Genomic DNA, 26,983 nt, shown 5'->3' with positions numbered 1-26,983 from the left:
TGGAGGCGAATGTTTATGAGAATAAGAAAAGTAATAACAGCCTTGATTACTTCCGTGCTAATACTAACTTTTGCACCATCTGCTTTTGCGCAAAAAGGTGTTGCAGATACCTTTGATACTGCAATTGAGGTTGACCTTGGCTATGTGCATGAGCATGGCGGTTACCTCGACGCTCCCGATGATCTCGATTTCTACCATGTAAAGAACACTACTCCAGGCATGCGTACAGTAGCAGCGTTATTTACCCCACCTAATAGTGGTGGAACGTATGATCTGATGTTTATTGTATTCAAAAATGACGGACAAGTTATTTCGTTCAAAGATGAGGGCAACTACGGTAGTCCTGCAATACCGCGTTTTCTGACAACCACTATTAATCCGGGTGAAGACGTGTATGTATTAGTGCGAGGGAGATACCCTTCGGATTATGATCCTAACACACCGTACAGACTGGTAATAGACACTCGCAGTTAGGTGTTATTAATAAAAAAAGCACCTAAAGCACCTAAAGGTGCTTTTTTCATCTTGCACGAAAGGTAGGGCGTTAGACGTAATACTCTTTTTCCAGAATTGAATAATAATATTGATCGGTCCATTGGTTTTGCCAAAAAAGCTCTTCTTTAAAAATAGCCTCCCTAGTCATGCCAATACGTTCCATAAGTGATGCTGAACGAGTATTTTTTGAATTGCACATTCCAACCACTTTATGGGCATCTAATGTTTCGAATGCAAATTTCAATAATAGTCTGGCCGCTTCAGTTCCATAACCGTTACTCCCGTATTCCGGAAGAATCGCATATCCTAACTCCCAGCTCTTTCTGTATTCGATATAGCTCCAAACTTGCGCTAAACCGATGAGTGTTTTCTTATCATCCTCAGTTAAACTTACAATAAAATCAAAACTGCATGCATCGTCAATTTCATTGATTTTATGTAGATATTTCTCTCTAACGGCTTGTTCCGTCTGTAGATCTTCTTCAAAATACCATAGACACCTATCGCATTCTATCCTGCATATAAAATCCAAATCATTGATTGTAATCTGTGACAGCAATAGTTTCTCTCCCAATATCTCCACAAAAATCCCCCCGTTATTATAAGGAATAACTAGATAAATTCAAGAAACATATAAACATTGATAGGGATGAGTAATTTCACGAATAACAATATTTTACTTTGATATGACGATGTTGAATAGGGGGCTCAAAAGTTGGTCATTGATATCCATAAGTTATACGGAAAATACTTAACTTTAAACATTCCGAATCCTTTCACTTTAGAAGAAATTATACAAGATTCAGACAACGTTACTTAGCCGAGGAAGTTGATAACAGCAGAAGGCGTTATATCCGGCTCGACGCCCCTCATTGCCCAAGTCCTTGCAGGACTGGCCAATGGGGAAGTCAGGGCCGCTTTATTTATCCACTTATATTCTTTTCCGGCCAGACGTCGTGTTTCACGATGTTGTTTGGCTCTGCTCTACACTGTGTGCTTGTCCTATATTCGTGCAAAGCAGGGCGAACAATTAAAAATAAGACTTTCGCTCCTACAAGGTGGGGGATACATCAACTAATATCTGTGAAGTTAGAATTAGCAAGTTGTCTAGGCCGTATTACTTATTTAGATTGTTCAGGCTTTCTAGCAAATCTCCAATGGAGAGGTCGCTTATTTGTTCAATCAGCTGGTCCATTTGCGTCTTTTTGCGAAGAGACCCGGTAAGCAGCACTTCCACCACTTGGTTACGGTCTACGAGGATCGACTGCACTTTAAGTGAATTGGTTAACAACGCGGCAATGACCGCTATTTGCTCGACAGATAATTTCGTTCCGTTTCTTTTTTTTTTATTATTTTTATTGTTATCGCTGCATTTTTTTTGCCGTCCTCTCGAAAAGGTCACTGACACTCACCTTCTTGTCAAGTTTACGGAATAATCGTACCTTCCGATTCTGGTGCCGTGCCTTCCACGAAACCGTATGCGAAGGCTAAGAACACAATTATGGTAACGACAAGCAATATCTTCCGCTGATCCTCATCACGCATCCCGGTTCCTCCTTATGAGTCCTGCATTACTGATATAGTAAGCACAAATGCTCTAAATGGTTCCGGTGGACGGCCATTTTCTCCGAAAATCAACCCTCATCTAATGATTTTGTAACCTTTCATTTCCTTTTCGAACGATAAAGATATGCTATAATATTGATGAAAATTGTCGACTGATAGGTGAGAAGTTGAAATAATCTCAAAAGGAGGCGGATGGCATGCAATCAAGACAGAAAAAGGGGAAGCAGGCGCCATGGCTAATCTTGCTGCTCTTTTTCAGCATGATGTTCCTTGTTCCGAGTCCGTCCGCTCACGCTGGATTCCTGCAGAAGCTGTCAGAGCTTCCGGCTGATTTTGAACAGATGAAGCAGCAATATGAAGAAACACGGCAGTCGCTTGAAGAGGCAAAGCGCCAATCGGATGCCATGCAGCAGCAATTGCAGGCAGAGAACGAGTCGCTGCGGCAGCAAAATGAACAATTGCTCAAGCGCATTGATCAATGGGAGCAGAAGGATGTGGAAGCGAAGCTGCAGGAAAAGCTGCAATTTCGACGGATTGTGATTACTGTCTGCACAGGGATTGGTCTGGTCGTATTATATATCATTCTTACCCGGGTGCTGCGTATCTTCGTCTGGCGCAGAACGTTGAAATAGAGGAGAATGTAATGGAAGTCATTCAAGAAGCCCAAGAATTGCATGCACAGATGACTTCGCTGCATCTGAGCGGGGATGAGGCCGTTTATATTTTGCACCCGCGGCAAATCATCGCGTTCCAGGGCGATTCCGCCAACCGCGAGGATCGGTTCATGGACATTGCAGGGATGTACCGCAAACGCAAATTCATTCAATCCAGAATTAGCGGACCGTCTTGCGTCATGCTCGGCTTGCCGAACGGATATTGCTTGAAGACGCTGCATATTACGGAGGGCAGCGATCTGCTGTTTGAATGGAAGCATATCTTGTTCTACACCGAAGGCATTCACGTAGAGCGGCGCGTCCAAACGCTGAAAAATGTGCTCATTACAAAAGAAATCGTCAAAATGAAGTTCCATGCGGACGATGGATTGCTGGGCATATTATCGAACGGACCCTTGTATTCGTTACAGCTGCACCCGGAGCAACCCACCTACGTGAATATCGGCTGCCTTGTCGCTTATCCGGAGAACGCGACGCTGAAGCCATGCGTGTACGGCAACTCGATCGCGAGCCAGAATATGAATGTTCAATGGGAAATAACCGGAACTGGGCATGTCCTCCTGCAAACGAACATAAACGATCGGCAATTGGAGCATGATTTAGAAGGGGACGGCTTGGTTAAAAGAATCATGAGAGAGACGATACCGTTCGGCGGGATATTTATTCGTTAGACCAGATCCGAATACATAGATGCCGCTCGGTTCATTAGTTCATAACGCAGGCTAATGAAGGGCGGTTATTTGTTTATTGCGTCAATGATATAGGGTTGACAACCGCCACTGAAGTCGGTACATTAATTTTGCGACAATTTGATATGGGAAGGATTATTCATGAACGCTTATTTGTTTCCGATTAAGAGTGCACTGATTACATTTCCTTTTGCAGCGTTTTTTTTGACGCTTCCGTTTCTGATCGTGCAGTACCGCAGATACGGGTACGTTAATAAAGTGCGTTCTCTCGTGCTTTATTCCATGCTGCTTTATTTTATTTCCGCTTTTTATCTCGTCATTCTCCCACTGCCCGCGCAAACGCATAACTGCGTGGAGCGGTCGAGCGCCGTATTTGAGCAGCTGAGGCCGTTTCAGTTCATTCGCGATATTGTGAAGGAATCCAGAGTCGAATGGTCGCATCCGAGCACTTACGTATATTTGTTGCAGGAGCGGGCCTTTTTTCAAGCGGCGTTTAATATGGTGTTGACGTTGCCGTTAGGCGTGTATTTGCGTTATTACTTCCGCCGATCTTTCTTGCAGACGACCGTGATTGCGCTGCTGGTATCCTTGTTCTTCGAAGTCACGCAGCGAACCGGACTGTATGGCATTTACGATTGCCCATACCGTTTGTTCGACGTCGATGATTTGCTTCTGAACACGTTAGGCGGAATGACGGGGTTTTTGCTGGCGCCGCTCATTACGTACTTCCTGCCTCGTTCGCACGAACTGGACGCTAATGTCGATTTGAAGAGCAAGCCGGTTGGATTTATCCGCAGAGCTATCGCCGTGTGGCTCGATTCGATCGTCCTGTCCATCGTGATGGGCTGCGTGTACATCGTGTACACTGCTCTAGTATATAAAGAAAGCATGGCGAACTTTGATTTAATAAATATGAACCCTATTTATTTGGCAGCGGGCATATTCATCTACTTCATTGTGATGCCGCTATTTACGGAAGGCAAGACGTTCGGCAAGTGGGTGACACGTATTCATCTGCAAGAGGACCGATTGAATTCAGAAGAACAGCAGCGTGTCGTATCCTTTATCGGATTGGTCAAACGATACGGGCTTCTTTATTTCGGTATCGGCGGTATCAACTACGTGTTCTGGTATGTATTGAATTTCAACGAAGTGATGGATTCCCCTCTTATTATGGTAGCGATTTTCTTGGCGTGGCTCATTTTCAATGGAGTGCTGTTCATTCATCTTTTGCTTCATTTATTTAAAAAGGATAAGCGTCTCTTCTACGAAAAAATGAGCGGCACGCGAAATGTCATTACGATACCGGAGCGTATGTTACGTGACATGGACGTGATGCCCCCTCATTCGGACAGCGGCAATGAGACGGCCGAGCAAGAGCCGGAGCGTTCTCCTGACATGGCGTCTAAGGAATGTGAAAATGAGGTGCCGCATCTGGAGGCGCAAGAAGTGCCATCTGCAAGTGAAATCGCGGATGCGGGCGCGCAGCAGTCTGAACGTGCCGAGCCGGAACAGCTGTCGAAAGAGGAAATCATCGCTCAGGAACTCGCCAGACTGAAGGCGAAGCTGGGGCAATCCGGTTCAACGACGGAAGGCTCCGGGCAGGATGGAGCGGCACACGGCGGGACGCAGCGCACTGCCGGGGAACGTCCATCTGACGAAGACACCGGCAAATGATGCGGCCGTTATAGCCGTACGGACAGGGCGGTTTCCACGCGTAAGGTGAAGCCGCCGCCTCCATAGAATAAGGCCCCCGCCACTCGAATGACATCGAATGGCGGGGGCCTTCATTATTTCAATGAAGCGGGCTTGGGCCGTTTCTTGCGGAAGCGTGCCGCTACATAGTTCCGTTTGCGGTCACGATAGAAGATCCATCCGCCGATAAAGCCTGCGCCAATGAGGAACAGCATACACCCGCCCAAAAGCGGCAACCAACCGAATGTCGGGTTGGAGATAGCATCATTCCCTTTGTCGGCAATGTATTGGAAGATGACATTCTTCATGACGAGAAAGCCGTATGTAGCTGCTATGCCAGGCAAAACCAGCAACAATATGGCGATAAAACGAGTGATGACATGCGTTTGCTTCATAATGAGTTCACCTGTCAGTTCATTTTAGAGGTGTTCAAAAAGTGCCCTGAAAAGCGCCCCTCTTTGAACATGCATTACTTCTGAACATGTACTATTAGAGGTTGTTCGATATATGCGTGATTAGATTTATTTCTCCTTATCTTACCGTGATTTGCGGCACATGTCTAATCTTTCCTGCTCATTTGGTGTCCGCGCTGGAGAAACATGTTTGGCGGGTGAACAAAAAGAGAGTACAATAGAACCATTGGAGTCGAGCGTTTTAAAGGTTGTTCAAAAGTGGGTTTTGAACATTCGTTTATAGTGGAAATTCCGTCTAAAGGAGTGTTTATCAAATGACAAAACAAGTGGACGTCGCCGTACTCGGCGGCGGAACGGGTGGATATATTGCGGCAATTGCGGCCGCGCAAGCGGGAAAGAAGGTAGTGGTCATCGAACGGGAGAAGCTGGGCGGAACCTGCCTCCATCGCGGCTGCATACCGAGCAAAGCGCTCCTGCGGAGCGCAGAACTGTACAGACAAGCACAGAATGGCAGCATGTTCGGCATCGAGATCGAAGGAGTTAAGCTTAATTTTGAACGTGCGCAAGCCCGGAAACAGGAAGTGGTCGAGCAGTTGCATCGCGGAGTGCAGTTCTTGATGCGCAAGCACCAAATCGAGGTCATTCACGGCAACGGACGAGTGATGGGGCCGTCGATTTTCTCTCCGAAGAGCGGATCGGTAGCCGTTGAGAGCGATAACGGCGAAGCGGAGACGATCGTGCCGAAGCAGCTGATTATAGCGACCGGATCCAGACCGCGCACATTGCCTGGGCTTCAAGTTGACGGCACCTATGTAGTTACGACGGATGAGGCGCTGGAATGGACGGCCTTGCCCCGCCGGGTTGCCATCGTGGGCGGGGGGGTTATCGGAATGGAGTGGGCGTCCATGCTCATCGATTTCGGCGTGGAAGTGGATGTCATCGAGGCTGCAACGCATATCGTGCCGCAGGAGGATGAAGACATCTCGCGCGAGCTTGAGCGGCAGCTTAAGAAGAGAGGGGCTCGTATACATACGCAAGCCAAAATACAACCGGATGAGATACATGTAGACGAAGCGGCAGGCGAGGTGCATTTGCTTGTGGAAGCAGGAGGAGAGACATCCAGCATAATTGCAGACAAGCTTCTCGTATGCATAGGCAGACAAGCCAACATTGAAAATATTGGACTGGAGAATGCTGGCATCGAGTCTGCGCACGGTTTTATCCGGGTCAATGAATGGATGCAGACGAATGAACCGCATATTTATGCCATTGGCGATGTCATTGGCGGGCTCCAGCTTGCCCATGCAGCGTCCGCAGAAGCGCTTGCCGCCGTTGGCCACTTTAATGGACAAGCAGCCATTGCCCTCGATCACCGTCGCATTCCGCGTTGCATTTACTCGATGCCGGAAGCGGCTTCTATAGGTTGGACGGAGAAGGAAGCGAGAGCAGCCGGATTGGATATACTAGTGAGCAAAATGCCGTTTCAGGCGATTGGCAAAGCTATCGTGCACGGGGAAACGGATGGATTCGTGAAAGTGATTGCGGACGCGAAGAGCAACGATTTGCTTGGCGTTCATATAGTAGGCCCGCATGCTACCGAGCTCATCGGCGAAGCGGCAGTGGCCAAATGGCTGGATGCCACGCCTTGGGAAATGGGACATGTCATTCACCCTCATCCGTCTCTGTCTGAAATTATGGGAGAAGCGATGTTGGCGATTGACGGACAATCGTTAAGCATGTGACAAGCTGGACGGATCTGACGTTTTCTTTTTCAAAAACTAAAGGTTATAATGGTATTAGACTCAAGTCTTAGTACCTGGTATTATGTAATGATTTGATTGACCGTAATGGATGAATTACGTTGATATTAAAGGAGGATGACTCCATGACGCCTGACGTGACTGTTCGTCAGCAGACGAAGCATGAAGAACTCGGATTAACGAATGCGCAAGCTATTGAGATGTACCGCTTGATGGTGCTTGCCCGTAAATATGACGAACGCGCGTTGCTGCTGCAGCGTGCCGGTAAGATCAACTTCCATGTGTCCGGCATCGGCCAAGAAGCGGCTCAGGTAGCAGCTGCATTTGCCCTTGATCACAGCAAAGACTATTTCTTGCCTTATTACCGCGATTACGGCTTCGTGCTGTCTGTCGGCATGACCGTGCGCGAATTAATGCTTGCCTTGTTCGGGAAAGCTCAGGATCCGAACAGCGGGGGACGCCAAATGCCGGGCCATTTCGGCTGCAAACGGCTGCGAATCGTTACCGGCTCCAGTCCGGTAACGACTCAGGTTCCGCACGCTGTGGGCATCGCGCTGGCCGCCAAGATGCGCAAGGAGGATTCGGTGTCCTTCGTTACCTTGGGAGAAGGCTCCAGCAATCAGGGGGACTTCCACGAAGGCTGCAACTTTGCGGGGGTTCATAAGGTGCCTGCGATCATAATGGTCCAGAACAACCAATACGCGATTTCGGTGCCTATCGCCAAGCAGGTGGCCGGCCGAATCAGCGACCGCGCGCTGGGCTACGGATTCCCGGGAGTTCGCGTCGACGGCTGCGATGTGCTGGAAGTGTTCCGCGTCATGACAGAAGCGCGCGAACGAGCGGTTCGCGGCGAAGGACCGACGCTGATCGAAGCGGTGATGTACCGGTTGTCGCCTCATTCTACTTCGGACAACGACTTGGCGTACCGCACGAAGGAAGAAGTCGACGCGAATTGGGAGAAGGACGGCATACCCCGCTATAAAGCGTATTTGATGGAATGCGGCATTTGGTCGGAAGAAGATGAAGCCAAGCTGCTTGCGGACATCAAAGCCACAATCGACGAGGCCACGGTTTACGGGGAACAGGCTCCGTTTCCGCAGCCGGAAGATGCATTGGCACATGTCTACGCAGAGGAGGAACGCGGAACATGGCAGTAATGGAATATATCGACGCCATCCGACTGGCGATGAAAGAAGAAATGGAACGCGATAGCGAAGTGTTCGTGCTTGGGGAAGATGTCGGCGTAAAAGGCGGCGTTTTTACCACGACAAAAGGGTTGTATGAGCAATTCGGCGAGGAGCGCGCGCTTGATACGCCGCTAGCCGAATCGGCGATTGCCGGAGTCGCTATCGGTGCGGCCATGGTGGGAATGAAGCCGATTGCGGAAATGCAGTATTCGGACTTCATGTTCCCGGCAACGAACCAAATCATTAGCGAGGCCGCCAAAATTCGCTACCGTTCCAACAACGATTGGTCGTGTCCTCTAGTTATCCGAGCTCCCATTGGCGGCGGAGTGGCGGGCGGATTGTACCATTCTCAATGTCCGGAATCCGTTTTCTTCGGAACGCCGGGACTCAAAATTGTAGCTCCGGCCACGGCTTACGATGCGAAAGGATTGTTAAAAGCCGCGGTTCGCGATCCCGATCCGGTCATCTTTTTTGAGAACAAGAAATGCTATCGGATGATTACAGGAGACGTTCCGGATGACGATTATATCGTGCCGATCGGGAAGGCGAACGTGCTGCGCGAAGGAACGGACATTACCGTTATCGGCTACAGCCTGCCGCTTCACTATGCCCTGCAGGCCGCAGATGAGCTGGAGAAGGAAGGCATTAGCGCTCACATTCTCGATCTGCGCACCATCCAGCCGCTCGATCGCGCAGCCATTCTAGAGGCTGTTGCGAAGACGGGCAAGGTTCTTATTATACATGAAGACAATAAGACGGGCGGAGTGGGCGCCGAAGTGTCCGCCATCATTTCTGAGGAGCTGCTGTATGATCTGGATGCTCCGATCAAGCGGCTGTGCGGACCGGATATTCCGGCGATGCCGTTCAGCCCTCCAATGGAGAAGTTCTTTATGTTAGGCAAGGATAAAGTGAAGGAAGCGATGCGCCAGCTGGCGCTATTCTAATGAACGGGAATATCGACCGAGGACACGGGAGCGTCAGCCTCCCGCCGTTCCTCCCTCGATTTAAGAACGGGAGTGAGAAACAATGTCTTCAGGCAACGTAAAAGAAGTGACCATGCCGCAGCTTGCGGAATCACTCGTGCAGGCTACAATCGGGAAATGGTTAAAGCGGCCCGGCGAATCGTTCGATTCCTACGAACCGCTATGCGAAGTGATTACGGACAAGGTCGTAGCAGAGATTCCGGCAACGGAAGCCGGGGTCATGAATGAAATCGTGGCACAGGAAGGCGATACGGTTGCTGTCGGCGCCGTCATTTGCCGCGTGCTGCCGGAAGGAGCGGCACAGACAGCCCCTGCCCCTGCAGCAGCCGGCGCAGGGGCAACGGCTCCAGCCGGCATGGCGGCTGGAGGTACGACGCAAGGCCAAGACATGCGGCACCGCTATTCGCCGGCGGTTCAACGTCTGGCGCAGGAGCATGGAGTTGATCTGCTCACCGTGAACGGAACGGGGCAAGGAGGGCGCATTACGCGCAAAGACGTGATGGCTGCGATCGAGTCGCATGCAGTCGCGGCGATGACGCCGCAACCTTCGGCGCCTGCCGCTGCCGCGCCGTCTACCTATGCGTCTGCAGCTGGAAGCAGCCAGCCATCGCCAGGAGTCCCGGCGAATACGGGCTCCATGGATGCGAATGTGCAGGTGCGCCATTCGGGTCTTCATCTTGCCGAGACGCCGCGCATACCTTCGATTGAGGTCGAAGGCCGGGATCGAGCGGGTCATGGGGAGACCTTTATCGACGTGACCCCGATTCGTCAATCCATAGCAAGAAATATGCGTCAAAGCGTATCGGAAATTCCGCATGCGTGGACGATGATCGAAGTCGATGTGACGAATCTCGTGCTGCTGCGCAGCAAAATCAAGGATGAATTCAAACGCAAAGAAGGAATTAACTTGACTTACTTGGCGTTTGTGTTGAAAGCTATAGTGAATGCCATTAAAGATTATCCGATTATGAATTCCCTCTGGGCGGTCGACAAAATTATCGTAAAGCGCGATATCAATTTGTCTTTGGCAGTTGGCACGGAGGATTCGGTATTGACGCCGGTCATCAAGCAGGCGGATCAGAAAAACATTGCCGGCTTGGCGCGCGAGATTGAGGAATTGGCCCGCAAGACACGGGAAGGACGCTTGCGGCTCGACGATATGCAAGGCGGCACGTTCACCGTTAATAACACGGGGTCATTCGGATCGATTCTGTCTTATCCGATTATCAATTACCCGCAAGCCGCCATCTTGACCTTTGAATCCATTGTGAAGAAGCCTGTCGTCATCAACGACATGATTGCTGTCCGATCCATGGCCAACATGTGTCTATCCTTGGATCACCGCATCCTGGATGGCGTCATCTGCGGACGCTTCCTGCAACGCGTCAAGGAGAACCTGGAAGGCTATACGCTGGATACGAAGGTATATTAAGCACGGGCACGAATCGACAGAAGAAAGCGTGAGACGATGAACCCTAACAATGTAATGCTAAATTCAGGAAAAACAATAAACATTCACTATTTGGATCGAATTGATTATGGAGCGGCTTGGGATAAGCAAAAGGAAATAGTGCGTGCTATCGATGAAGGCTCGGAGCAAGATTCACTGCTTCTTCTGGAGCACCCTCCGACCTATACCATCGGCTCGCAGCGTCACCCCGAGCATCTGCTGCTCAGTCCGGAACAGCTGAAGCAGAAGGGGATCGCGGTATATGAAATCGATCGCGGAGGGGATATTACATACCATGGCCCGGGACAGTTGGTAGGATACCCTTTATTGCTGCTCGAAGGGCCACAGCTCGATTTGCACGGTTATTTGCGTTCTCTGGAAGAAGCAGTCATTCAATTTTTGGGGACGTTCGGCATAGAAGGCAGCCGTAAGCCGGAGTATACGGGGGTATGGGTTGGAGATTTGAAGATTGCCGCCATTGGCGTCAAGTTCAATCGATGCCGCCATCGCCGCGGGTTCGTGACGAGCCATGGCTTTGCCCTGAATGTGAAGAGCGGCATTGAGCATGAAGGCTTCAGCGGGATCATCCCTTGCGGGATTAGCGAATATGGCGTGACGTCATTGGAGGATTGCACAGGCCAGACCTTCTCCGTGAATCAAGTGGCTCAAATGGTGCTTCCGCATGTCACGCAAGTGCTGGGCTTTGAACGCGCGAATATTAAGACGAAGCTGCAATGAAAACCTATATGAGCATCACGAGATACAAGAGAAGCCATGCATGATTGCATGGCTTGTCCCATAAGATGCTTGCTCTGTATGATGCGGCTTGCCAGTCTCAGTCTAGCCGAATATGAAAGGTTCGATAAGGGCAAATAAGGTCGACCCTATCATGGCAGCCAACATGAGGTAAACCACAATTTTAAACCATTTCTTTGATTTCATGCTTTTAAAGCTCCTTTCTACGCAATACATGATGCACTTCTCACTATTTTAACTAAGAAACCGTCTGGAGGAAAGCAAAATGGTCCAACAGGAAAGACTTGTTCAACACTTTATGGAATTGGTGAAAATCGACAGCGAGACGAAGCACGAGCGTGTCATCTGCGATACGCTGAAGCAGCAATTCGAAGCATTGGGCTTGCACGTTACGGAAGATGATACGACAGGGACGACGGGTCATGGCGCAGGGAATCTGATTGTCACTTGGCCGGCAACCGAAGGAATGCACGGCGCGAAGCGCTTGTTCTTCACTTCCCACATGGATACGGTTCAACCCGGCAACGGAATCAAGCCTCAGCTTGGTGACGACGGCTACATCCGCAGCGACGGAACGACTATTCTCGGCTCTGACGATAAAGCCGGTCTCGCCGCTATGTTCGAAGCGATCCGGGTCATGCAAGAGACGAACCAGGCGCACGGGCAAATCCAGTTCGTTATTACGGTCGGCGAAGAGTCCGGGCTTGTCGGCGCGCGTGCGATGGATGCGAAGCTATTGGAAGCGGACTTGGGCTATGCGCTTGATTCCAATGGCGAGATCGGAGCGATTGCGGTAGCGGCTCCGACGCAGGCGAAGATTACGATGGAAGTGTACGGCAAATCCGCGCATGCCGGCGTGAACCCGGAAGATGGCATCAGCGCGATTCAAGTGGCCGGCAAAGCGATCTCCCGCATGCCGCTGGGACGGATTGACCACGAGACGACGGCGAATATCGGCCGGTTCGCAGGCGGCGGCGCGACGAATATCGTGTGCGATTATGTGAAGCTGGATGCGGAAGCGCGCAGCATCGTGCAGCATAAGGTGGAGGCGCAAGTGCAGGCGATGAAGGAAGCGCTCGAAAGCGCGGCTGCCGATTGCGGAGCGCGCGCGGAATTCAAGAGCGATATCGTGTATCCGGCATTTAACTTTACCGAGAAAGACGAAGTGGTGCAGCTGGCGCAGCGCGCCATCGAACGCATTGGCTCTACGGCGCGCTTGTTCCATTCCGGCGGCGGCAGCGATGCGAACATTTTCAACGGCATGGGCGTGCCGACGGTGAATCTTGCAGTTGGTTACTTGGACATTCATACGACGAATGAGCGGATTCATGTGTCCGATCTGGTGAAGACAAGCGAGCTCGTAGTGGCGCTTATCCAAGAGGCTGCCCAGTCCTAACTCGGAACTGGCAGCTGCAGCATTGCTGAACGCAAGCACGACAGCTCCAATCTGCCCGGCTCATCCGTTAAGGGGGAGAGACCGTTGTCTTTCATTCATCACTCCAGCATGTTTGAATTGCAGTACCGGAATGCGGCGCCTTATGAGGTGCCGTACTTTCATTCCCATTCCAGCTACGAGATTTACATGTTCCATGCCGGGAAAGCGCACTATCTGATCGGCGATCAAATATATACGCTGGAGCCGGGCGACCTGATTCTGATGCATGGTCTCACGCTGCACCGGCCGAATATCGATACGTCTTATCCGTATGTGCGCTCCATCATCCATTTCGATCCGCGATATGTCGAGGCGGTTCATCCCAATTTGCCGGCGGAAGCCGGGGATGATGTGCTGCGTCCGTTTCGGGAATTAAAGTATGCGCGCCTGAAACTTCCGGCACCGCATCGGGAAGAAGCGGAACGGCTGCTGACGCGAATGAAATCGTTTGAGGGACGTCACGATTTTGTGGGCGAGCGGCGGATGCAACTGGCATTTCTGGATTTGCTGTATTGTATATACGACTGGTGCAAAGAGCCTCTGGCAGCGTTGCCGCCGGCAGGCGAACGCGAGAAGCGCGTGCAGGAGACGATTCGCGTCATCGAAGGCTGCTATCAAGAAGATGTGACGTTGGACGATATCGCAGAACGCCAGCATTTGAACAAATACTATTTAAGCAAGGTGTTTAAAGACGTTACCGGCACGACGGTATTCACTTATTTGTATCACCGCCGCATCAATCAGGCAAAGGTGTGGTTTTTGACGGAACCGCAATGGAGCGTCACGGATGTATCCTTTCGCGCAGGATTCAAGCATTTGCCTCATTTTTCACGGCTATTCAAGCAAATGGTCGGGTGCACCCCCGAACAGTACCGCAAGCAGTTGATAAGCTCTCCCGAGAAGCATTAGCTTCTTGGGAGTTTTTTTTGTAGAAAAAATGAAAGTCGATGGAACCGATCGGAGAGGCGCCTAATCTAACTAGATAGAATCAGATGAACAGAGGAGGAGCATGGATGTGCAAATCGTAGAAGATGTGAGGTTTGCTCAACAGGGAGATTGCGAAGCCTTCATTCGGCTCGTATCCGGTATAGAACGCAGCTTGTATGGAGTGGCCCGCTCGATGCTCAGACGGGATGAGGATTGCGCAGACGCGATACAGGAGGCTATCTTAAAAGCCTTTCGAGCAATACATACATTGAGGGAGCCTGCTTATTTCCGTACGTGGATGTTCCGTATTGTTATTAACGAATGCCGGCAAATAATGAGCAAGCAAAAAAGAATCGTAGTCATGGCCGAGCTTCCGGCATTGTCTTCTCCCGCTTCTGACTATGAAAATATTGAGTATCTCGATCTGATCGCTGCTATCGATCGGCTCGAAGAACTGCATCGAATCGTCATCACCTTGCATTACTTTGAGGATATGGCGATTAAAGATATTGCCGATCTCCTCGATACAACGGAAGGTACGGTGAAATCCCGTCTCTATCGGGCCCGGGCGGCCCTGGGAAAATATATTGACAATCCCTATGAAAGGAAGAACGACTATGAAACGTGTTGACCTGGATCAAGTTGTAAAGCAAGCCGTGCTCAACAGACCCGACGATTTGCCGGATGTAATCAGACAACGTTTCGATCAGACATATGCCGCTTTGCGGGTTACGCCAGTCAAGCAACCAGCTGCTTTGCCTGAGATCGTGAAAGAACGAATCGAACAGTCATACCATGCTCTGGAAGAGGATCCCTCGAGACGCCCAAGAGTCCGCTTCCGCAAAGTGATGTTGGCAGCCGCAGCAGCAACTGTCATCGGCTTCGGCATTATCGGCTCCGGGTTCATATCCCCGACGATGGCGCAAACCTTGAAGCAAATACCATTCCTTCAGTCCGTCTTCAAAGCCGCGGGTGATTTGGGGCTGCAAACGGCAGATGAGAAGGGGCTGGTTGATAACGTCAATCAGAGCGTGACGCAACACGGGGTCACTTTGGATGTGTCCAAGGTCATTTATGACGGAGCAAGACTATCCATCGGCATCGTTCAGCCAGCGCCCGGGCGGGACATTAAGGAGGTAAAGCTATTCATCGATGGAATGAGCGAACACTTTGCGCACAGTTATACGAATCCCATCCTTTCTGAAGACGGCAAGACGGTAAACAGCGTGTATAATTTCACCCCGGATTGGAACTTGCCCGATGAGTTTGAATTATCGCTGCATGTTTATCTGGAAGACATGGAAAATGAAAGATTTGAGTTCCGTTTTCCGGTTAAAAAGATCGCTTCCCGCACCCTCGCGCCGAAGATAGAAAAGCAACGGGGCGAGGAGAAGATTGCGCTGCAAAAAATCGAGATAACGGAAGCTTCCACGCGAGTGGTGCTGGGATTTGATCATCCGGTCGATGAGGAAGATGGCACCAGCTACCTGAAGGACCTAAAGGTCGCAGTGTTCGATGACCGGGGGATTGAGCTTGAGCCAATGGGAGGAGCCCGCTCAGGCACACGTATGGATAATATGTTGTACAATACGTTGGATCAGCAATACGCGCCCTTCCAGCGAGTGCCGAAATCCATTACGCTGCGGCCGTATTTCATTGAGTCCAAGGCAGGTTTGAAAGAGATTAAAACAAAGGTGGAAGCGGCCCCAGCGGAAGATGCACCGCTCGTTCTGACTCAAGGACAGGCTGGCCATCTGGAAGTGTCACGCATCGAGCATCAAGACGATAAAACACTGCTCTATTACCGCTCGTTCGGAGATGAGCCTTTCCTGAACAGCGGACAGTTGATAATAGAGGATGAGGCAGGAAATCAATACCATTATGATAAAAAACGGATTGCAGACCCGGAAACGTACAGCTTTGTTGCCGAATACCCGGCGTTGAAGCGCGACGAGAAGCTGACGTTCATCACGAAACAAACTCCTGCCGCTAAGTACATCGGGGAATTTGAAATGACGATCCCGGTAACAGAGTAGTTCGAGGTGTACAAGCGACAAAAAAATTTTAATAAAATGGAACCGGAATTGAAGATGAGTGATCTAAGAGAGTGAATCATAAATGGATGGAGGTACTTACGAATGAAACCATTTAAAATATTGTTATTATCTGTATCCGCGTCAGCGCTTGTGATGACTTCTGTACCTGAGCCGGCTGCTCAAGCGGCGAGGGCAAGCGTGCAGCAGGAAGAAGACAAACTTATGCAATTTTCGGATTTGGATCCCAAAGTACAAGAGACTGCTCGGAAATGGGTCAAAGATTTGTCAGGAAAAAGCATGGAATTTGGCAAAGTATATGAATCAGATGGCGTATGGGTTATTGGAACTAAGGATGGAAAAAGAAGTATCTCGATCAAGAAAACAGGAGAAATGGAATATGTAAATGTTTTTTTAACCTTTGAGCAACTAGATGATACCTGGAAAAGCAAAGCGATGACTGCTCTTAACAATGTGGCAGGCGAACGTGAATACAAGGTCGAACGTGTCGATATCTACCGGCATGCCAATGACAAAGAAACAAGAACCTCAATGGGCGGCGAAGGCTTTGCAGTCTCCTTCACGGATTCGAGCCGGACAGTGACGGTACACTATCCAATCAAAGAGGTGGACCGTTCCGTGCTGCAAACAGCCAATCAAGCGCTTAAGCAATTTACGGGCAGTACAGCGCACAAGCTAACGAGCGCTACCCGCTATGACATCGATTATCCGGAGGAAAAATCAAACATTTGGAGCCTATGGGGCGGCGATAAAAAACAAAGCTTGTATGTTCAAGTCGGCGCGAAAACAGGCAAGGTGACGCAAATTAGCGTGACGAAGGAAGAGACACCCGAGAAAGACAAAACCTACGCCAGTCTAAAAGCAGACAAGGTGAAAGCTGCGGCGGCACCGGCGGCGAAGAAAATGTTCGGCATTGATCTGAAGGATTACGCCATGGAACAAACCAACAGGTACGAAAACCATTTTGTCTTTACAAAGAAGGGAAGTCCAACGCTGGAGGCGCGAATTGATTTGAAAGGGCATTGCTACAGCATAGGAATCATATCCCCTGATGGTAAGATTGAGTAACACTTATTTTTATGTTCTGAGATGGACAAGGCATTCGGCAGCACGAAGACGGAAAAGGGCAACGTATAATGCTAATTCAGCAGATGATATAAAAGAACTGGCGCGAGCCAGTTCTTTTTTTATAAGCTCGGCAGCGCTTCTGTTTATACTTGATGCAAGAGCGAGGGGCGGCCCCTCCTTGTCATAATGAGCTCTTTTGCCTATTCTGCCAATGACTCAGATTACGCCAAAATCATTTGTGAAATGGAATGCAAGGTATATTTTTGAAGCGAGGCTGAGTTGAAACTCTGAACAGTCGGGATAGTGGACAAAAGGACTTTGTGGCACGCCCCTACCGGAAGAGGGGAAAAGCCAATCAGAGTTAAATAGATATTTAAAAGGCGCAATTCAATGTAAGCGTTCGCACCTTATTGATGATATTCTACAGTCAAGTTCCATCCTTAAGAGAATCAGGACAGCCGTTCAAGGAGGCAGAAGCATGCAAAAGGTTCGAGTTGGAATTATTGGATTAGGCAATATGGGAGCAGCGCATGCAGCGTATTTGGCAGCCGGACAGGTGGAAGGGGCCACTCTTGCAGCGGTATGCGACGCGATACCGTCGAAGCGGGCGTGGGCTATGGAAAGCTTGGGGGATCAAGTTGCGTTTTACGAGCAAGAGGGCGAACTGTTCTCATCGGGTCTCGTCGACGCGGTCCTTATCTGCACACCGCATTATCATCATCCGGCATCGGCAATCCATGCTTTTCAGCATGGCCTGCATGTGCTTATCGAGAAACCGGCTGGTGTCTATACGAAGCAAGTGCGTGAAATGAATGAAGCGGCCAAAGCGAGCGGGAAAGTATTCGGCATTATGTACAATCAACGAACCAATCCGCTGTATCGGAAGCTGCGCGAATTGGTTCAAAGCGGAGAACTCGGTGAAATACGCCGCACAAATTGGATTATAACGAATTGGTATCGGTCGCAAAGCTACTATGACTCGGGCGGATGGCGCGCGACGTGGGCCGGAGAAGGCGGCGGCGTCCTCATTAATCAGGATCCGCATCAGCTGGATCTATGGCAATGGACGATTGGCATAATGCCGGTTCGCATGCGCGCGTTCTGCCGCTTCGGCCGGTATCGCGACATCGAGGTGGAGGATGACGTTACGGCATATGTTGAATACGAAAACGGCGCGAGTGGCGTGTTCGTCACGACGACTGGGGAAGCGCCGGGAACGAACCGGTTTGAAATAACGGGCGACCGCGGCAAGATCGTAATTGAAGATGACCGGATGACCTTCTGGAGACTCCGCACGCCGGAGCCTGAATTCAACAAGGAATTCAAAGGCGTATTCGGCCAGCCGGAATGCTGGAAATGCGACATTCCGATCCACGGCCAAGGCGGCGCCCATCGCGGCATAACTCAGAATTGGATTGATGCGATTCAGAAAGGAACGCCGCTGCTCGCGCCTGGAGAGGAGGGCATCCATGGCTTGATGCTCTCGAATGCGATGCTGCTGTCCACGTGGACGGATAATTGGGTATCGCTGCCCATCGACGAGGATATGTTCTATAGCGAGCTGCAGCAGCGAATCAAGCAATCGAGATATCAGGCCGATTCGTCCAACTCTTATGATGCAATCGCAGCCGATATGAGCAGTACATTCGGGTCATAATGGATTGTCATTTTCGCCAAGATGACACCTTCATCGAAAGGACGGTGCCGCTTTGCTCGCCCAAGAAGAAGACTTGAGAAGGCTGACGCATGAAGTGGTGCAGCAATGTCCGGTTACGGATATGCACACTCATCTTTATTCGGCTGATTTTGGTTCTTTACTGTTATGGGGTATTGACGAGCTCCTAACATATCACTATTTGATTGCTGAAATGTTCCGGCACTCCGTTGTGGACACGGATACGTTCTGGTCATGGTCGAAGCAGGAGCAAGCCAATCACGTGTTTCAGACGCTATTTGTAGAGCGGACGCCGATAAGCGAAGCGGCGCAGGCGGTTGTAGGCGTCTGTAACCGTCTCGGCATGCCGATTCTGTCCAAAGACATCGAAAAACTGCGGGAAGCGTGGCGCAGCCGGAAGCTGACTGAGCATGTCGATGATGTGCTGGGCATCGCCAATGTGCGATATATCGTCATGACCAACGATCCGTTCGACGTGTTGGAGCATCCGGTGTGGTCCCAGGCAGGCGTCTCCGATGGGCGGTTCGGCGCAGCGCTCCGGATAGACTCGCTGCTGCTTGATTGGGCATTCGCCAGCAGCGGAATGAGTGCTCAAGGTTATGCGGTAACGGAGCAGTGGACGGCAGCGAACAGGGACAGCCAGCTGGAAGAGACGAGACGCTTCCTCCGGGATTGGGCACGGCGCATGGATGCCCTGTACATTGCCGCTTCTGTGCCAGGAACATTCGAATATCCGGCGGACGATTGCGGCACCGCGGTGTTGGAAGAAGCGATTCTTCCCGTATGCAAGGAGCTAAACGTACCGCTTGCGCTTATGATTGGAGTGAAGCGGCAGGTGAATCCGGCGCTCCTGCTGGCAGGGGACCGCAGCGAGCATGCGGATATCAATGCGCTGGAACGGCTGTTGGCGCGGCATCCGGCCAACCGGTTCATGGTCACGATGCTGGCGCGCGAGAACCAGCATGAGCTGGCGGTGCTGGCGCGTAAATTCCGCAATGTGCTGCCGTTCGGCTGCTGGTGGTTCCTGCATATCGAGTCCATGATTGAGGAGATGACCCGGCTTCGGATCGAGCTGCTCGGAACATCATTCGTTCCCCAGCATTCCGACTGCCGGGTGCTGGAGCAGCTCATTGCCAAATGGGGCCATTCCAGAATGATTATCGCGGAAGCGCTGGCGGATAAGTATATCCGGCTGCAGCGGGAAGGATGGCAGGTGGAACGGAACCATATCGAACGAGACGTCGACGAATTATTCAACGGCCAGTTCTGGAAGTTTGCCGGCAGGGAACGAAAAGTTTGATTTAAGGAGGGGGAGGCATGTCGCCACTTTTTGACTTGCGGGGCAAGACTGCGGTGCTCTTGGGCGGCAACAGCACACTGGGGCGCGCCATGGCGGAAGGGCTTATTGCCCACGGCGCCAGAACGGCTATCGTTGGCCGCAATGCCGATACCACTCAGCAAACGGTGAAGCGGCTCGCGGATCTGGGCGGGGATGCGCAGCCGTTTCTGGGAGACGTCACGCTCGAGTCGGACATAAAGCGAGTTCATCGCGAGATCATGGAGCACTACGGGCGCGTCGATATTTTGCTCTATTGCCCAGGCGTGAACAGCGCAACACCTTTCTTTGATATTGCGATGGAAGAATGGGAACACATCATGAATGTGAATGTGAAAGGAGCGGTCCGCAGCTGCCAGCTGTTCGGGCAATCGATGACGGAAAGCGGCTTTGGCGGTTCCATCATTCTCATTTCTTCGGTATCGTCTGATCCGCCGTTATCCAAAGTATTTTCGTATTCGATGTCCAAAGCGGCGATTAACAATATGACGCAATATCTGGCACGCGAGTTTGCGCCGCATGGTGTCCGCGTCAACGCGATTATTCCCGGTTTTTTCCCGGCGGAGCAGAACCGCGCCATCCTGGCGCCGGAGCGTGTTCAATCCATTATGAAGCATACGCCGATGGGACGCTTCGGCGATCCGGATGAGCTGCAAGGAGCCGTCGTCTGGCTGGCATCGGAGCGCGCTTCGAGCTTCGTAACCGGATCTCTTGTGCGGGTAGACGGAGGCTTCGGGGCTATGACAATTTAGGTCGTGACGAAATCGTTCACTGAATATAGGAGGCTAACATGATGAAATGGTCATTATTTACGGTTGCGGTACCCGACATTTCTGTATTTGAACTACTTCCAATTGCAAAAGAAGCGGGTCTGAGCGGCATCGAATGGCGCTGCTGCACGATCGCGCCTGAAAACAAAGGCAAGCCGTTTTCATTTTGGGGAAATCATCAGTGCACCATTGAACCGAATGTTGACATTTCACTCTTGCAATCGCTGCGCACAGAAATGGATGATCATGAGCTTGCCAATACAGCAGTCATGCCTTATTTGAAGGTCGGGGACATGGATGCGGCGGAGCAGGTGCTGCGCATTGCGCATGCGCTCGGCGCCCCGATGATGCGCATCGGCGTTCACGGCTACAATCGTTCGAAGTCCTATAACGAGCTCTATGACGAGCAAGTGAAATATATGGAGCGGTTGATTCCGCTGCTGCGGAAATATGAAGTGAAAGGTTTGGTCGAGACCCATCATGGAACGATAGCGGCCAGTGCCAGCGCTGCGTATCGGTTAGTATCGCATTTTGACCCGCAAGATATCGGCGTGCTATTCGATCCGGGCAACATGGTCTTTGAAGGCTATGAGAACCATCGGATGGGACTGGAAATTTTAGGGTCATACTTGGCTCATGTGCATGTCAAAAATGCCGATGTCTCTCCGGAACGGGACGATTCTGGACCGAAGCTGGTCTGGTCGCCGCCTGAGGAAGGCTTCGTCCGTTGGCCGCAAGTGATGTCAGATTTGCAAGCGGTACGATATGACGGCTTTTGCGGTGTGGAGGACTTCAGCGGGACGCGAAGCTCCGTGCAGATGATTCAGCATTTCGTGAGCTGGATGAATGAATTATCGAAGCAGACGGTCTCGCCGGCGACATAAGCATATGGATGGAGGCCAACCTAAATGAACCGACAAGACGGAATGCGCTATGCTCCGCAAGGCAAGCCGAATCCGGTATGTGAAGCCGGACAATTCGTATTTGCAGCGATGGCACTGGAACACGGGCATATATACGGGATGTGCAACGGACTTATCGAGGCGGGCGGAACGCTAAAGTGGGTGTACGACCCGGACCCGGCCAAGGTGGAGGCATTCGTCAATACCTATCCTTCCGTCCGTCCGGCCCGCTCCGAGGCCGAAATACTGGAGGACAGCGAGGTGAAGCTCGTTGCCGCCGCCGCGGTTCCATCCGAGCGCTGCGCCTTGGGGCTGCGGGCGATGGATCACGGCAAGGATTATTTTACCGACAAGACTCCGTTCACCACGCTGGAGCAATTGGATTCGGCGAGGCAGAAGGTAAAGCGCACGGCGCAAAAGTATATGGTGTATTACAGTGAGCGGCTGCATGTGGAAAGTGCCGTATATGCCGGACAATTGATTGAGGAAGGAGCAATCGGCCGCGTCATTCAAGTGATGGGCACCGGCCCGCATCGGTTGAACGCGCCATCGCGCCCGGGATGGTTTTTCGACAGAGAGAAATATGGCGGCATTCTATGCGACATCGGCAGTCATCAGGTCGAACAATTTTTGCACTTCGCGGGATGCCGGGATGCCCGTGTCCTGCACAGCAAAGTGGCGAACTATGCCAACAAGCGGTATCCGGAGCTGGAAGACTTCGGGGACGCGACGCTCGTGGGGGACAACGGGGCGACCAACTATTTCCGCGTGGATTGGTTTACGCCAGACGGGCTAGGAACGTGGGGGGACGGCCGCACGATTATTTTAGGGACGGAGGGTTATATCGAACTGCGCAAATATATTGATATTGCCCGCTCCAATACGACCGACCATGTCTACATGGTGAACCATGAAGGCGAATATTATATACAGACCGCAGGGAAGGTCGGATTCCCGTTCTTCGGCCAGCTCATTCTGGACTGCTTGGAACGAACGGAACGCGCGATGACGCAGCAGCATGCTTTTAAGGCCGCCGAATGCGCATTGATCGCTCAAGCCCAAGCGGTGCGTGTCGAATAATGACTTCATTTTCCGGGAGGTTGGGGCACTTATGGAATTAACGTTTCGCTGGTATGGGGAAGAGGACCCTGTCAAGCTGGAATATGTCCGGCAAATTCCTGGCATGAAGGGCATCGTAACGGCTATTTACGATGTTCCTGTAGGAGAAGCGTGGAGCCTCGAACGCATCACAGAACTGAAGCATACCATTGAAGGACACGGATTGAAGCTGAGCGTAATCGAGAGCGTGCCGGTGCATGAACATATTAAGCTGGGGCTGCCGACGCGGGAACGCTATATTGACAATTACAAGGAAACGTTACGGAATCTCGCGCAGGCTGGAGTCGGGATCGTATGCTATAATGTGATGCCGGTGTTCGATTGGACGCGTTCCCGGCTCGATTTCCCGCTGGCTGACGGCTCGACCACGCTCATATATGAAGATGAGGTCGTGACGCAAATGGATCCGGCAACCGGCAAGCTGCGTCTTCCGGGGTGGGATACGAGCTACAAGGATGGCGAGCTGGAACAGCTGTTTGCGCAGTATCATGAGTTGAATGAAGAGGATTACTGGGCCAACATCGCGTACTTCGTTGGCGAGATTATGCCGCTTGCCGATGAGCTTGGGATAAGGATGGCCGTGCACCCGGACGATCCGCCATGGCCGATATTCGGACTGCCGCGCATTCTCGGGACGGAAGCGCAGTTCGAACGTTATCTGGCATTGCATAATGGTCCTTCACACGGGATTTGCTTCTGCACGGGTTCGCTTGGTTCCGATCCGGATAACGATCTGCCGGGCATGATTCGCAGAATGGGCAGCGAGGGCCGGATTCACTTCGTGCATGCGCGCAATGTGAAAGTAACGGGGCATCATTCCTTCATGGAGACGGCGCATTTGTCGGAAGAAGGCTCGGTAGACATGGCCGAGGTCATGTGCGCGCTCGCCGATATCCGCTATGAGGGCCCGCTTCGTTCCGATCACGGCCGGATGATCTGGGGGGAGACCGGGCGTCCGGGCTATGGACTGTATGATCGCGCTCTTGGCGCCGTCTATTTGAACGGATTGTGGGAAGCGATCACGAAATCCCGCAAGCTGGAAGCGGCTGTTTCCTCACGATAAGCATGTTGAGCTTGGACAGAGAGAAGCCCTATCATGGACGCTCCCTGCCCAAGCTTTTTTTGGTCTCCATTCAAACAAGCGGCATTTTCATAGCCCGGTTAAAGTGACATTTTCACAGACGTTTTCACAGAGGAGGAGCTGTTACTTTTTCTTGTCAACGCGTGCCGCTTGCTTCTGCAATGTATGAGAAAGGAGGGAAGACTGGCCGTCTCGTATTAGCAACCGTCGCAGCTCCGCAGTAATTTCATAGCCTTTTCCCACAAACAATAAATCATGCTTGGAAACATATTGTTTCATGTTGCCGTTCCTCATTTCATATCGGACAAGCCGTTTTGGTATAATGGGTATGTTCCGAAGAACGGATTTATGTATAAAAAGGAGTGGCTGACTAATGACGGGCTCGAAGAAAGAAAGCAAGCAGCCGAATGGCCAGAAATTCGAGGAAGTTACGCTGGAAACAAAAAAGATATTTGACGGGAACATCATTTCGCTGCAGGTGGATACCGTTAGCCTGCCCGATGGGTCGACGGCAACCCGTGAAATCGTGCGTCATCCAGGTGCCGTTGCGGTATTGGCGCTGAAGGATAACCGCATGCTGGTTGTTGAGCAATACCGCAAGCCAATGGGCCGCAGTCAGGTAGAGATACCTGCAGGGAAGCTCGATCCGGGAGAACTGCCTGAAGCGGCAGCACGCCGCGAACTCGAGGAAGAGACGGGCTTCCGGGCACAGGCGCTCATTCCGCTCGGATCGTTCTATACGTCCCCAGGCTTCGCGGATGAGATCATTCATCTCTATGCCGCGGAAGAGCTGGTACCCGGCGAAGCCCATACAGACGAGGACGAATTTCTTGAAGTGGGCGCCATGACGCTAGAAGAAGCGTATGCGGCGATGCGTGAAGGGAGCATAAGCGACGCGAAGACTATCAATGCCATCTACGCGTGGCATCTGCGCGAGCTAACAGGACAATGGCCGAAGTGAAACCGATGAAGGATAGAGCGTTGCATGAACTTCATGAGCCGTCACCGCTCGTGACCATGTACGGGGACTTCCATATTCACATCGGCAGCACTTCACGCAACCAGCCGGTCAAAATAAGCGCCAGCCGCAGCCTGACCTTCGAAGCGATTGCCAAGGAGGCGGCGGAACGCAAAGGACTTCAGCTTATCGGCATTATTGACGCTCACGCGCCCGGGGTGCAAGACGATATTGCCGATCTGCTCGATCGGGGCGAAATGGAGGAACTGGCGGACGGAGGAATTGCATACAAAGGCACGACGCTGCTTCTCGGTACCGAATTGGAGATTCGGGAGGAAGGATACGGAATGGCCCATGTCCTGTGCTTCATGCCGAGTTTCAGCGCCATGCGGCACTTTTCCAAATGGCTGTCGCCTTATGTGACCAATATGAACCTGTCTTCGCAGCGGGTATACGTATCCGGGCGCACATTGCAGGAGCAGACGGCGGCTCATGGCGGCATTTTCATTCCAGCGCATGTATTCACCCCTTATAAGAGTGTTTACGGCAATTGCACCGATCGGATGTCGGATGTGCTGGATTTGGAATTGATCGATGCGGTCGAGCTGGGCCTAAGTGCGGATACGGACATGGCAGGCTGCATTTCGGAGCTGGATCGCTTCACGCTGCTGACGAATTCGGATGCGCATTCCTTAAGCAAAATCGCGCGGGAATACAATGCGCTGACCTTGGCTGCGCCAACCTTCAAGGAATGGGCGCTGGCGCTGCGCTGCCAAGCTGGACGCGGTATTCTAGCCAACTATGGCCTTAATCCCCGGCTAGGCAAATATCACCGCACCTCATGCGCCAACTGCGGTCAGATGATTGGCGATAAGCCGCTGGAACCGAAGCTGGCATGCGCGTCTTGCGGCAGCACCCGATTCGTGCAGGGCGTGTGGGACCGGATTCAGCACATTGGAGATCGGAAACAGTCTCTCGTGCCCCCGCATCGACCTCCTTACGTTATGCAGGTGCCGTTGGAGTTCATTCCAGGGATAGGTCCGAAGTCGCTGGCGAAGCTGCTGGAGCGGTTCGGCACGGAGATGGCCATTCTCCACCAAGCGACGGCAGCGGAATTGGAGGAAACAGTAGGCGGAAAGACGGCCGGACTGATCGTAAAGGCCCGCAGCGGGCAGTTGGCGCTGCAAACCGGTGGCGGCGGCACGTATGGCAAAGTGATCGATGCGTAAGCCGCGCCGTTATCATAAATGGACGGGCTGCCGCATAGAGTGGATCGACTGGAGGATTCGCAAGCTGCTTGTGAAAGGAGTCATCCCCTATGAAGCCATTAGCTCATTCATTGCGCGCGCAACTTCACCTTTATATTTTCGTATCGGTCCTGTTTCTTGTCGGCGTCGTGTTCGGTGCTCTGCTGGTCAATGCGTTGACATTGGAGCAGCAGCAGGATATCGGAAGCCATATCGGACATTTTTTCACGACAATCGATCAGGACGGAGCTTTGGCGAATGGCGGGGAAGTTTTTCTTGATTCGGCATTGTTCTATTTGAAGTGGATCGCCGTCATCGCGCTGCTCGGCATCTCCATCGTAGGATTTCCGATCGTATTGGCGCTCGTGTTCGCTAAAGGCGTATTCGTCGGTTTCACGGTCGGAACGCTGGTCGGACAATATGCATGGAAAGGCGCCCTGTTCGCTCTGGTGTCGGTAGCTCCGCACAACATGATCGCCATTCCGCTAATCATGATTGCAAGCGTCGCATCGATGGCATTCGCCATGCACGTATTGAAGCACAGGCTTTTCATGCCCAAGCTGCAGTCGCTGCGGGAACCGATCGGCCGATTCTGTGCGTTGCAAGCGTCTGCAGCGCTTGGGATGGGGGCTGTAGCCGCTGTCGTAACTTGGATATCGCCCGGTTTAATGAAATGGGCTGCGCCCTTTCTTATCGGGTAAACCAATGCAGAATGAAGGATGGAACTTGCCTCCGTGCAAATG

28 protein-coding genes are annotated in these 26,983 nt (G+C 51.6%); 23 read left to right on the top strand and 5 right to left on the bottom strand.

The features are described 5' to 3' along the window. Window positions 1–15: 15 nt before the first annotated feature. Window positions 16–474 carry a hypothetical protein gene (locus tag JSQ80_RS00305; RefSeq protein ID WP_206093918.1) on the top strand — a complete coding sequence of 153 codons (459 nt, stop codon included), beginning with the start codon at window positions 16–18 and terminating at the stop codon, window positions 472–474. A gap of 70 nt (window positions 475–544) precedes the next feature. On the opposite strand, the gene JSQ80_RS00300 is transcribed toward JSQ80_RS00305, so the two are convergent. After that, window positions 545–1,078: a GNAT family N-acetyltransferase gene (locus JSQ80_RS00300; RefSeq protein WP_206093917.1), complete on the bottom strand. Its 534-nt coding sequence runs from the start codon at window positions 1,076–1,078 to the stop codon at window positions 545–547. 534 nt (window positions 1,079–1,612) lie between these two features. After that, window positions 1,613–1,897, bottom strand: a complete 285-nt coding sequence (locus JSQ80_RS00295; protein WP_206093916.1) for a hypothetical protein — start codon at window positions 1,895–1,897, stop codon at window positions 1,613–1,615. 361 nt (window positions 1,898–2,258) lie between these two features. Here JSQ80_RS00295 and JSQ80_RS00290 point away from each other — a divergent pair, with 361 nt between their 5' ends. The 3 genes from JSQ80_RS00290 to JSQ80_RS00280 all read left to right on the top strand — a co-directional run bounded on the left by JSQ80_RS00290 (window position 2,259) and on the right by JSQ80_RS00280 (window position 5,101). Further along, on the top strand, window positions 2,259–2,693 hold the full coding sequence (locus JSQ80_RS00290) for an SH3 domain-containing protein (protein ID WP_206093915.1): 435 nt from the start codon (window positions 2,259–2,261) through the stop codon (window positions 2,691–2,693). 11 nt (window positions 2,694–2,704) lie between these two features. Continuing rightward, window positions 2,705–3,406, top strand: coding sequence for an AIM24 family protein (locus tag JSQ80_RS00285; protein WP_087433202.1), 702 nt, complete (start codon window positions 2,705–2,707; stop codon window positions 3,404–3,406). A gap of 159 nt (window positions 3,407–3,565) precedes the next feature. After that, window positions 3,566–5,101 (top strand): VanZ family protein, encoded by a 1,536-nt coding sequence (locus tag JSQ80_RS00280; RefSeq protein WP_206093914.1) that lies wholly within the window; start codon window positions 3,566–3,568, stop codon window positions 5,099–5,101. Between the two features lie 113 nt (window positions 5,102–5,214). On the opposite strand, the gene JSQ80_RS00275 is transcribed toward JSQ80_RS00280, so the two are convergent. After that, the gene (locus JSQ80_RS00275; protein WP_087433200.1) at window positions 5,215–5,514 is read right to left on the bottom strand and encodes a DUF2627 domain-containing protein; all 300 of its coding nucleotides are present in this window, start codon (window positions 5,512–5,514) and stop codon (window positions 5,215–5,217) included. A 332-nt stretch (window positions 5,515–5,846) separates the two neighbouring features. Here JSQ80_RS00275 and lpdA point away from each other — a divergent pair, with 332 nt between their 5' ends. The 5 genes from lpdA to lipB all read left to right on the top strand — a co-directional run bounded on the left by lpdA (window position 5,847) and on the right by lipB (window position 11,650). Next, window positions 5,847–7,274 (top strand): dihydrolipoyl dehydrogenase, encoded by a 1,428-nt coding sequence (gene lpdA, locus JSQ80_RS00270; RefSeq protein WP_206093913.1) that lies wholly within the window; start codon window positions 5,847–5,849, stop codon window positions 7,272–7,274. Between the two features lie 143 nt (window positions 7,275–7,417). After that, a complete protein-coding gene (locus JSQ80_RS00265; protein ID WP_206093912.1) occupies window positions 7,418–8,449 on the top strand; it encodes a thiamine pyrophosphate-dependent dehydrogenase E1 component subunit alpha in 1,032 nt (343 codons plus the stop codon). Then, window positions 8,440–9,423, top strand: coding sequence for an alpha-ketoacid dehydrogenase subunit beta (locus tag JSQ80_RS00260; RefSeq protein WP_206093911.1), 984 nt, complete (start codon window positions 8,440–8,442; stop codon window positions 9,421–9,423). Before JSQ80_RS00265 ends, JSQ80_RS00260 begins: the two co-directional genes overlap by 10 nt. An 82-nt stretch (window positions 9,424–9,505) precedes the next feature. Continuing rightward, window positions 9,506–10,894 (top strand): dihydrolipoamide acetyltransferase family protein, encoded by a 1,389-nt coding sequence (locus JSQ80_RS00255; RefSeq protein ID WP_206093910.1) that lies wholly within the window; start codon window positions 9,506–9,508, stop codon window positions 10,892–10,894. Between the two features lie 36 nt (window positions 10,895–10,930). Continuing rightward, window positions 10,931–11,650 carry a lipoyl(octanoyl) transferase LipB gene (lipB, locus tag JSQ80_RS00250; protein WP_240463425.1) on the top strand — a complete coding sequence of 240 codons (720 nt, stop codon included), beginning with the start codon at window positions 10,931–10,933 and terminating at the stop codon, window positions 11,648–11,650. A gap of 102 nt (window positions 11,651–11,752) precedes the next feature. Here the strand turns inward: lipB and prli42 are convergent, their stop codons facing one another. Next, window positions 11,753–11,854 carry a stressosome-associated protein Prli42 gene (prli42, locus tag JSQ80_RS00245; RefSeq protein ID WP_087433194.1) on the bottom strand — a complete coding sequence of 34 codons (102 nt, stop codon included), beginning with the start codon at window positions 11,852–11,854 and terminating at the stop codon, window positions 11,753–11,755. A 79-nt stretch (window positions 11,855–11,933) separates the two neighbouring features. Between prli42 and JSQ80_RS00240 the strand changes: the two genes are divergently transcribed. From JSQ80_RS00240 to uxuA, 11 genes are all read left to right on the top strand, one after another. Next, entirely contained in the window at window positions 11,934–13,064 is a 1,131-nt protein-coding gene (locus tag JSQ80_RS00240) for a M20/M25/M40 family metallo-hydrolase (RefSeq protein WP_206093909.1), read from the top strand. A gap of 84 nt (window positions 13,065–13,148) precedes the next feature. Next, window positions 13,149–14,012 (top strand): helix-turn-helix transcriptional regulator, encoded by an 864-nt coding sequence (locus JSQ80_RS00235; protein WP_206093908.1) that lies wholly within the window; start codon window positions 13,149–13,151, stop codon window positions 14,010–14,012. 100 nt (window positions 14,013–14,112) lie between these two features. Further along, window positions 14,113–14,661 carry a sigma-70 family RNA polymerase sigma factor gene (locus JSQ80_RS00230; RefSeq protein ID WP_206093907.1) on the top strand — a complete coding sequence of 183 codons (549 nt, stop codon included), beginning with the start codon at window positions 14,113–14,115 and terminating at the stop codon, window positions 14,659–14,661. Next, window positions 14,648–16,066, top strand: coding sequence for a DUF4179 domain-containing protein (locus JSQ80_RS00225; protein WP_206093906.1), 1,419 nt, complete (start codon window positions 14,648–14,650; stop codon window positions 16,064–16,066). The genes JSQ80_RS00230 and JSQ80_RS00225 overlap by 14 nt, the downstream gene beginning before the upstream one ends. Window positions 16,067–16,264: 198 nt before the next feature. Continuing rightward, window positions 16,265–17,152, top strand: coding sequence for a hypothetical protein (locus tag JSQ80_RS00220; protein ID WP_206093905.1), 888 nt, complete (start codon window positions 16,265–16,267; stop codon window positions 17,150–17,152). Window positions 17,153–17,630: 478 nt separating this feature from the next. After that, window positions 17,631–18,809, top strand: coding sequence for a Gfo/Idh/MocA family protein (locus JSQ80_RS00215; protein WP_206093904.1), 1,179 nt, complete (start codon window positions 17,631–17,633; stop codon window positions 18,807–18,809). A 52-nt stretch (window positions 18,810–18,861) separates the two neighbouring features. Then, the gene (locus JSQ80_RS00210; RefSeq protein ID WP_206093903.1) at window positions 18,862–20,127 is read left to right on the top strand and encodes a glucuronate isomerase; all 1,266 of its coding nucleotides are present in this window, start codon (window positions 18,862–18,864) and stop codon (window positions 20,125–20,127) included. A gap of 17 nt (window positions 20,128–20,144) precedes the next feature. Next, window positions 20,145–20,915 carry an SDR family oxidoreductase gene (locus tag JSQ80_RS00205; protein ID WP_206093902.1) on the top strand — a complete coding sequence of 257 codons (771 nt, stop codon included), beginning with the start codon at window positions 20,145–20,147 and terminating at the stop codon, window positions 20,913–20,915. A gap of 38 nt (window positions 20,916–20,953) precedes the next feature. Further along, window positions 20,954–21,817, top strand: a complete 864-nt coding sequence (locus tag JSQ80_RS00200) for a sugar phosphate isomerase/epimerase family protein (protein ID WP_240463424.1) — start codon at window positions 20,954–20,956, stop codon at window positions 21,815–21,817. A 24-nt stretch (window positions 21,818–21,841) separates the two neighbouring features. Continuing rightward, on the top strand, window positions 21,842–22,915 hold the full coding sequence (locus tag JSQ80_RS00195; protein ID WP_206093901.1) for a Gfo/Idh/MocA family protein: 1,074 nt from the start codon (window positions 21,842–21,844) through the stop codon (window positions 22,913–22,915). Window positions 22,916–22,946: 31 nt separating this feature from the next. Next, a complete protein-coding gene (uxuA, locus tag JSQ80_RS00190) occupies window positions 22,947–24,017 on the top strand; it encodes a mannonate dehydratase (protein ID WP_206093900.1) in 1,071 nt (356 codons plus the stop codon). Between the two features lie 141 nt (window positions 24,018–24,158). On the opposite strand, the gene JSQ80_RS00185 is transcribed toward uxuA, so the two are convergent. Then, complete coding sequence (locus JSQ80_RS00185) at window positions 24,159–24,314, bottom strand: hypothetical protein (protein ID WP_206093899.1); 156 nt, start codon at window positions 24,312–24,314, stop codon at window positions 24,159–24,161. 94 nt (window positions 24,315–24,408) lie between these two features. On the opposite strand from JSQ80_RS00185, the gene JSQ80_RS00180 reads away from it, so the two are divergent. The 3 genes from JSQ80_RS00180 (at window position 24,409) to spoIIM (ending at window position 26,941) form a co-directional block, all read left to right on the top strand. Next, on the top strand, window positions 24,409–24,996 hold the full coding sequence (locus JSQ80_RS00180) for an NUDIX hydrolase (protein WP_206093898.1): 588 nt from the start codon (window positions 24,409–24,411) through the stop codon (window positions 24,994–24,996). Then, window positions 24,984–26,222 carry an endonuclease Q family protein gene (locus tag JSQ80_RS00175; RefSeq protein WP_240463422.1) on the top strand — a complete coding sequence of 413 codons (1,239 nt, stop codon included), beginning with the start codon at window positions 24,984–24,986 and terminating at the stop codon, window positions 26,220–26,222. Before JSQ80_RS00180 ends, JSQ80_RS00175 begins: the two co-directional genes overlap by 13 nt. 89 nt (window positions 26,223–26,311) lie before the next feature. Further along, window positions 26,312–26,941, top strand: coding sequence for a stage II sporulation protein M (spoIIM, locus tag JSQ80_RS00170; protein ID WP_206093897.1), 630 nt, complete (start codon window positions 26,312–26,314; stop codon window positions 26,939–26,941). The last annotated feature ends 42 nt before the right edge of the window (window positions 26,942–26,983 follow it).

Source organism: Paenibacillus apiarius, assembly GCF_017052585.1.
In the GTDB taxonomy this organism is placed as follows: Bacteria; Bacillota; Bacilli; order Paenibacillales; family Paenibacillaceae; genus Paenibacillus_B; species Paenibacillus_B apiarius.
Note: the sequence above shows the minus strand (reverse complement) of the source record. Positions and strands in the feature narration are given on the sequence as shown.

Bases quoted from the DNA above. Each gene is read 5' to 3' on its own strand.
- JSQ80_RS00305 (WP_206093918.1), top strand. From the start codon at position 16: ATGAGAATAAGAAAAGTAATAACAGCCTTGATTACTTCCGTGCTAATA.
- JSQ80_RS00290 (WP_206093915.1), top strand. From the start codon at position 2,259: ATGCAATCAAGACAGAAAAAGGGGAAGCAGGCGCCATGGCTAATCTTG.
- JSQ80_RS00285 (WP_087433202.1), top strand. From the start codon at position 2,705: ATGGAAGTCATTCAAGAAGCCCAAGAATTGCATGCACAGATGACTTCG.
- JSQ80_RS00280 (WP_206093914.1), top strand. From the start codon at position 3,566: ATGAACGCTTATTTGTTTCCGATTAAGAGTGCACTGATTACATTTCCT.
- JSQ80_RS00275 (WP_087433200.1), bottom strand. From the start codon at position 5,514: ATGAAGCAAACGCATGTCATCACTCGTTTTATCGCCATATTGTTGCTG.
- lpdA (WP_206093913.1), top strand. From the start codon at position 5,847: ATGACAAAACAAGTGGACGTCGCCGTACTCGGCGGCGGAACGGGTGGA.
- JSQ80_RS00265 (WP_206093912.1), top strand. From the start codon at position 7,418: ATGACGCCTGACGTGACTGTTCGTCAGCAGACGAAGCATGAAGAACTC.
- JSQ80_RS00260 (WP_206093911.1), top strand. From the start codon at position 8,440: ATGGCAGTAATGGAATATATCGACGCCATCCGACTGGCGATGAAAGAA.
- JSQ80_RS00255 (WP_206093910.1), top strand. From the start codon at position 9,506: ATGTCTTCAGGCAACGTAAAAGAAGTGACCATGCCGCAGCTTGCGGAA.
- lipB (WP_240463425.1), top strand. From the start codon at position 10,931: ATGAACCCTAACAATGTAATGCTAAATTCAGGAAAAACAATAAACATT.
- prli42 (WP_087433194.1), bottom strand. From the start codon at position 11,854: ATGAAATCAAAGAAATGGTTTAAAATTGTGGTTTACCTCATGTTGGCT.
- JSQ80_RS00240 (WP_206093909.1), top strand. From the start codon at position 11,934: ATGGTCCAACAGGAAAGACTTGTTCAACACTTTATGGAATTGGTGAAA.
- JSQ80_RS00230 (WP_206093907.1), top strand. From the start codon at position 14,113: ATGGATGTGCAAATCGTAGAAGATGTGAGGTTTGCTCAACAGGGAGAT.
- JSQ80_RS00225 (WP_206093906.1), top strand. From the start codon at position 14,648: ATGAAACGTGTTGACCTGGATCAAGTTGTAAAGCAAGCCGTGCTCAAC.
- JSQ80_RS00215 (WP_206093904.1), top strand. From the start codon at position 17,631: ATGCAAAAGGTTCGAGTTGGAATTATTGGATTAGGCAATATGGGAGCA.
- JSQ80_RS00205 (WP_206093902.1), top strand. From the start codon at position 20,145: ATGTCGCCACTTTTTGACTTGCGGGGCAAGACTGCGGTGCTCTTGGGC.
- JSQ80_RS00200 (WP_240463424.1), top strand. From the start codon at position 20,954: ATGATGAAATGGTCATTATTTACGGTTGCGGTACCCGACATTTCTGTA.
- JSQ80_RS00195 (WP_206093901.1), top strand. From the start codon at position 21,842: ATGAACCGACAAGACGGAATGCGCTATGCTCCGCAAGGCAAGCCGAAT.
- uxuA (WP_206093900.1), top strand. From the start codon at position 22,947: ATGGAATTAACGTTTCGCTGGTATGGGGAAGAGGACCCTGTCAAGCTG.
- JSQ80_RS00185 (WP_206093899.1), bottom strand. From the start codon at position 24,314: ATGAAACAATATGTTTCCAAGCATGATTTATTGTTTGTGGGAAAAGGC.
- JSQ80_RS00180 (WP_206093898.1), top strand. From the start codon at position 24,409: ATGACGGGCTCGAAGAAAGAAAGCAAGCAGCCGAATGGCCAGAAATTC.
- JSQ80_RS00175 (WP_240463422.1), top strand. From the start codon at position 24,984: ATGGCCGAAGTGAAACCGATGAAGGATAGAGCGTTGCATGAACTTCAT.
- spoIIM (WP_206093897.1), top strand. From the start codon at position 26,312: ATGAAGCCATTAGCTCATTCATTGCGCGCGCAACTTCACCTTTATATT.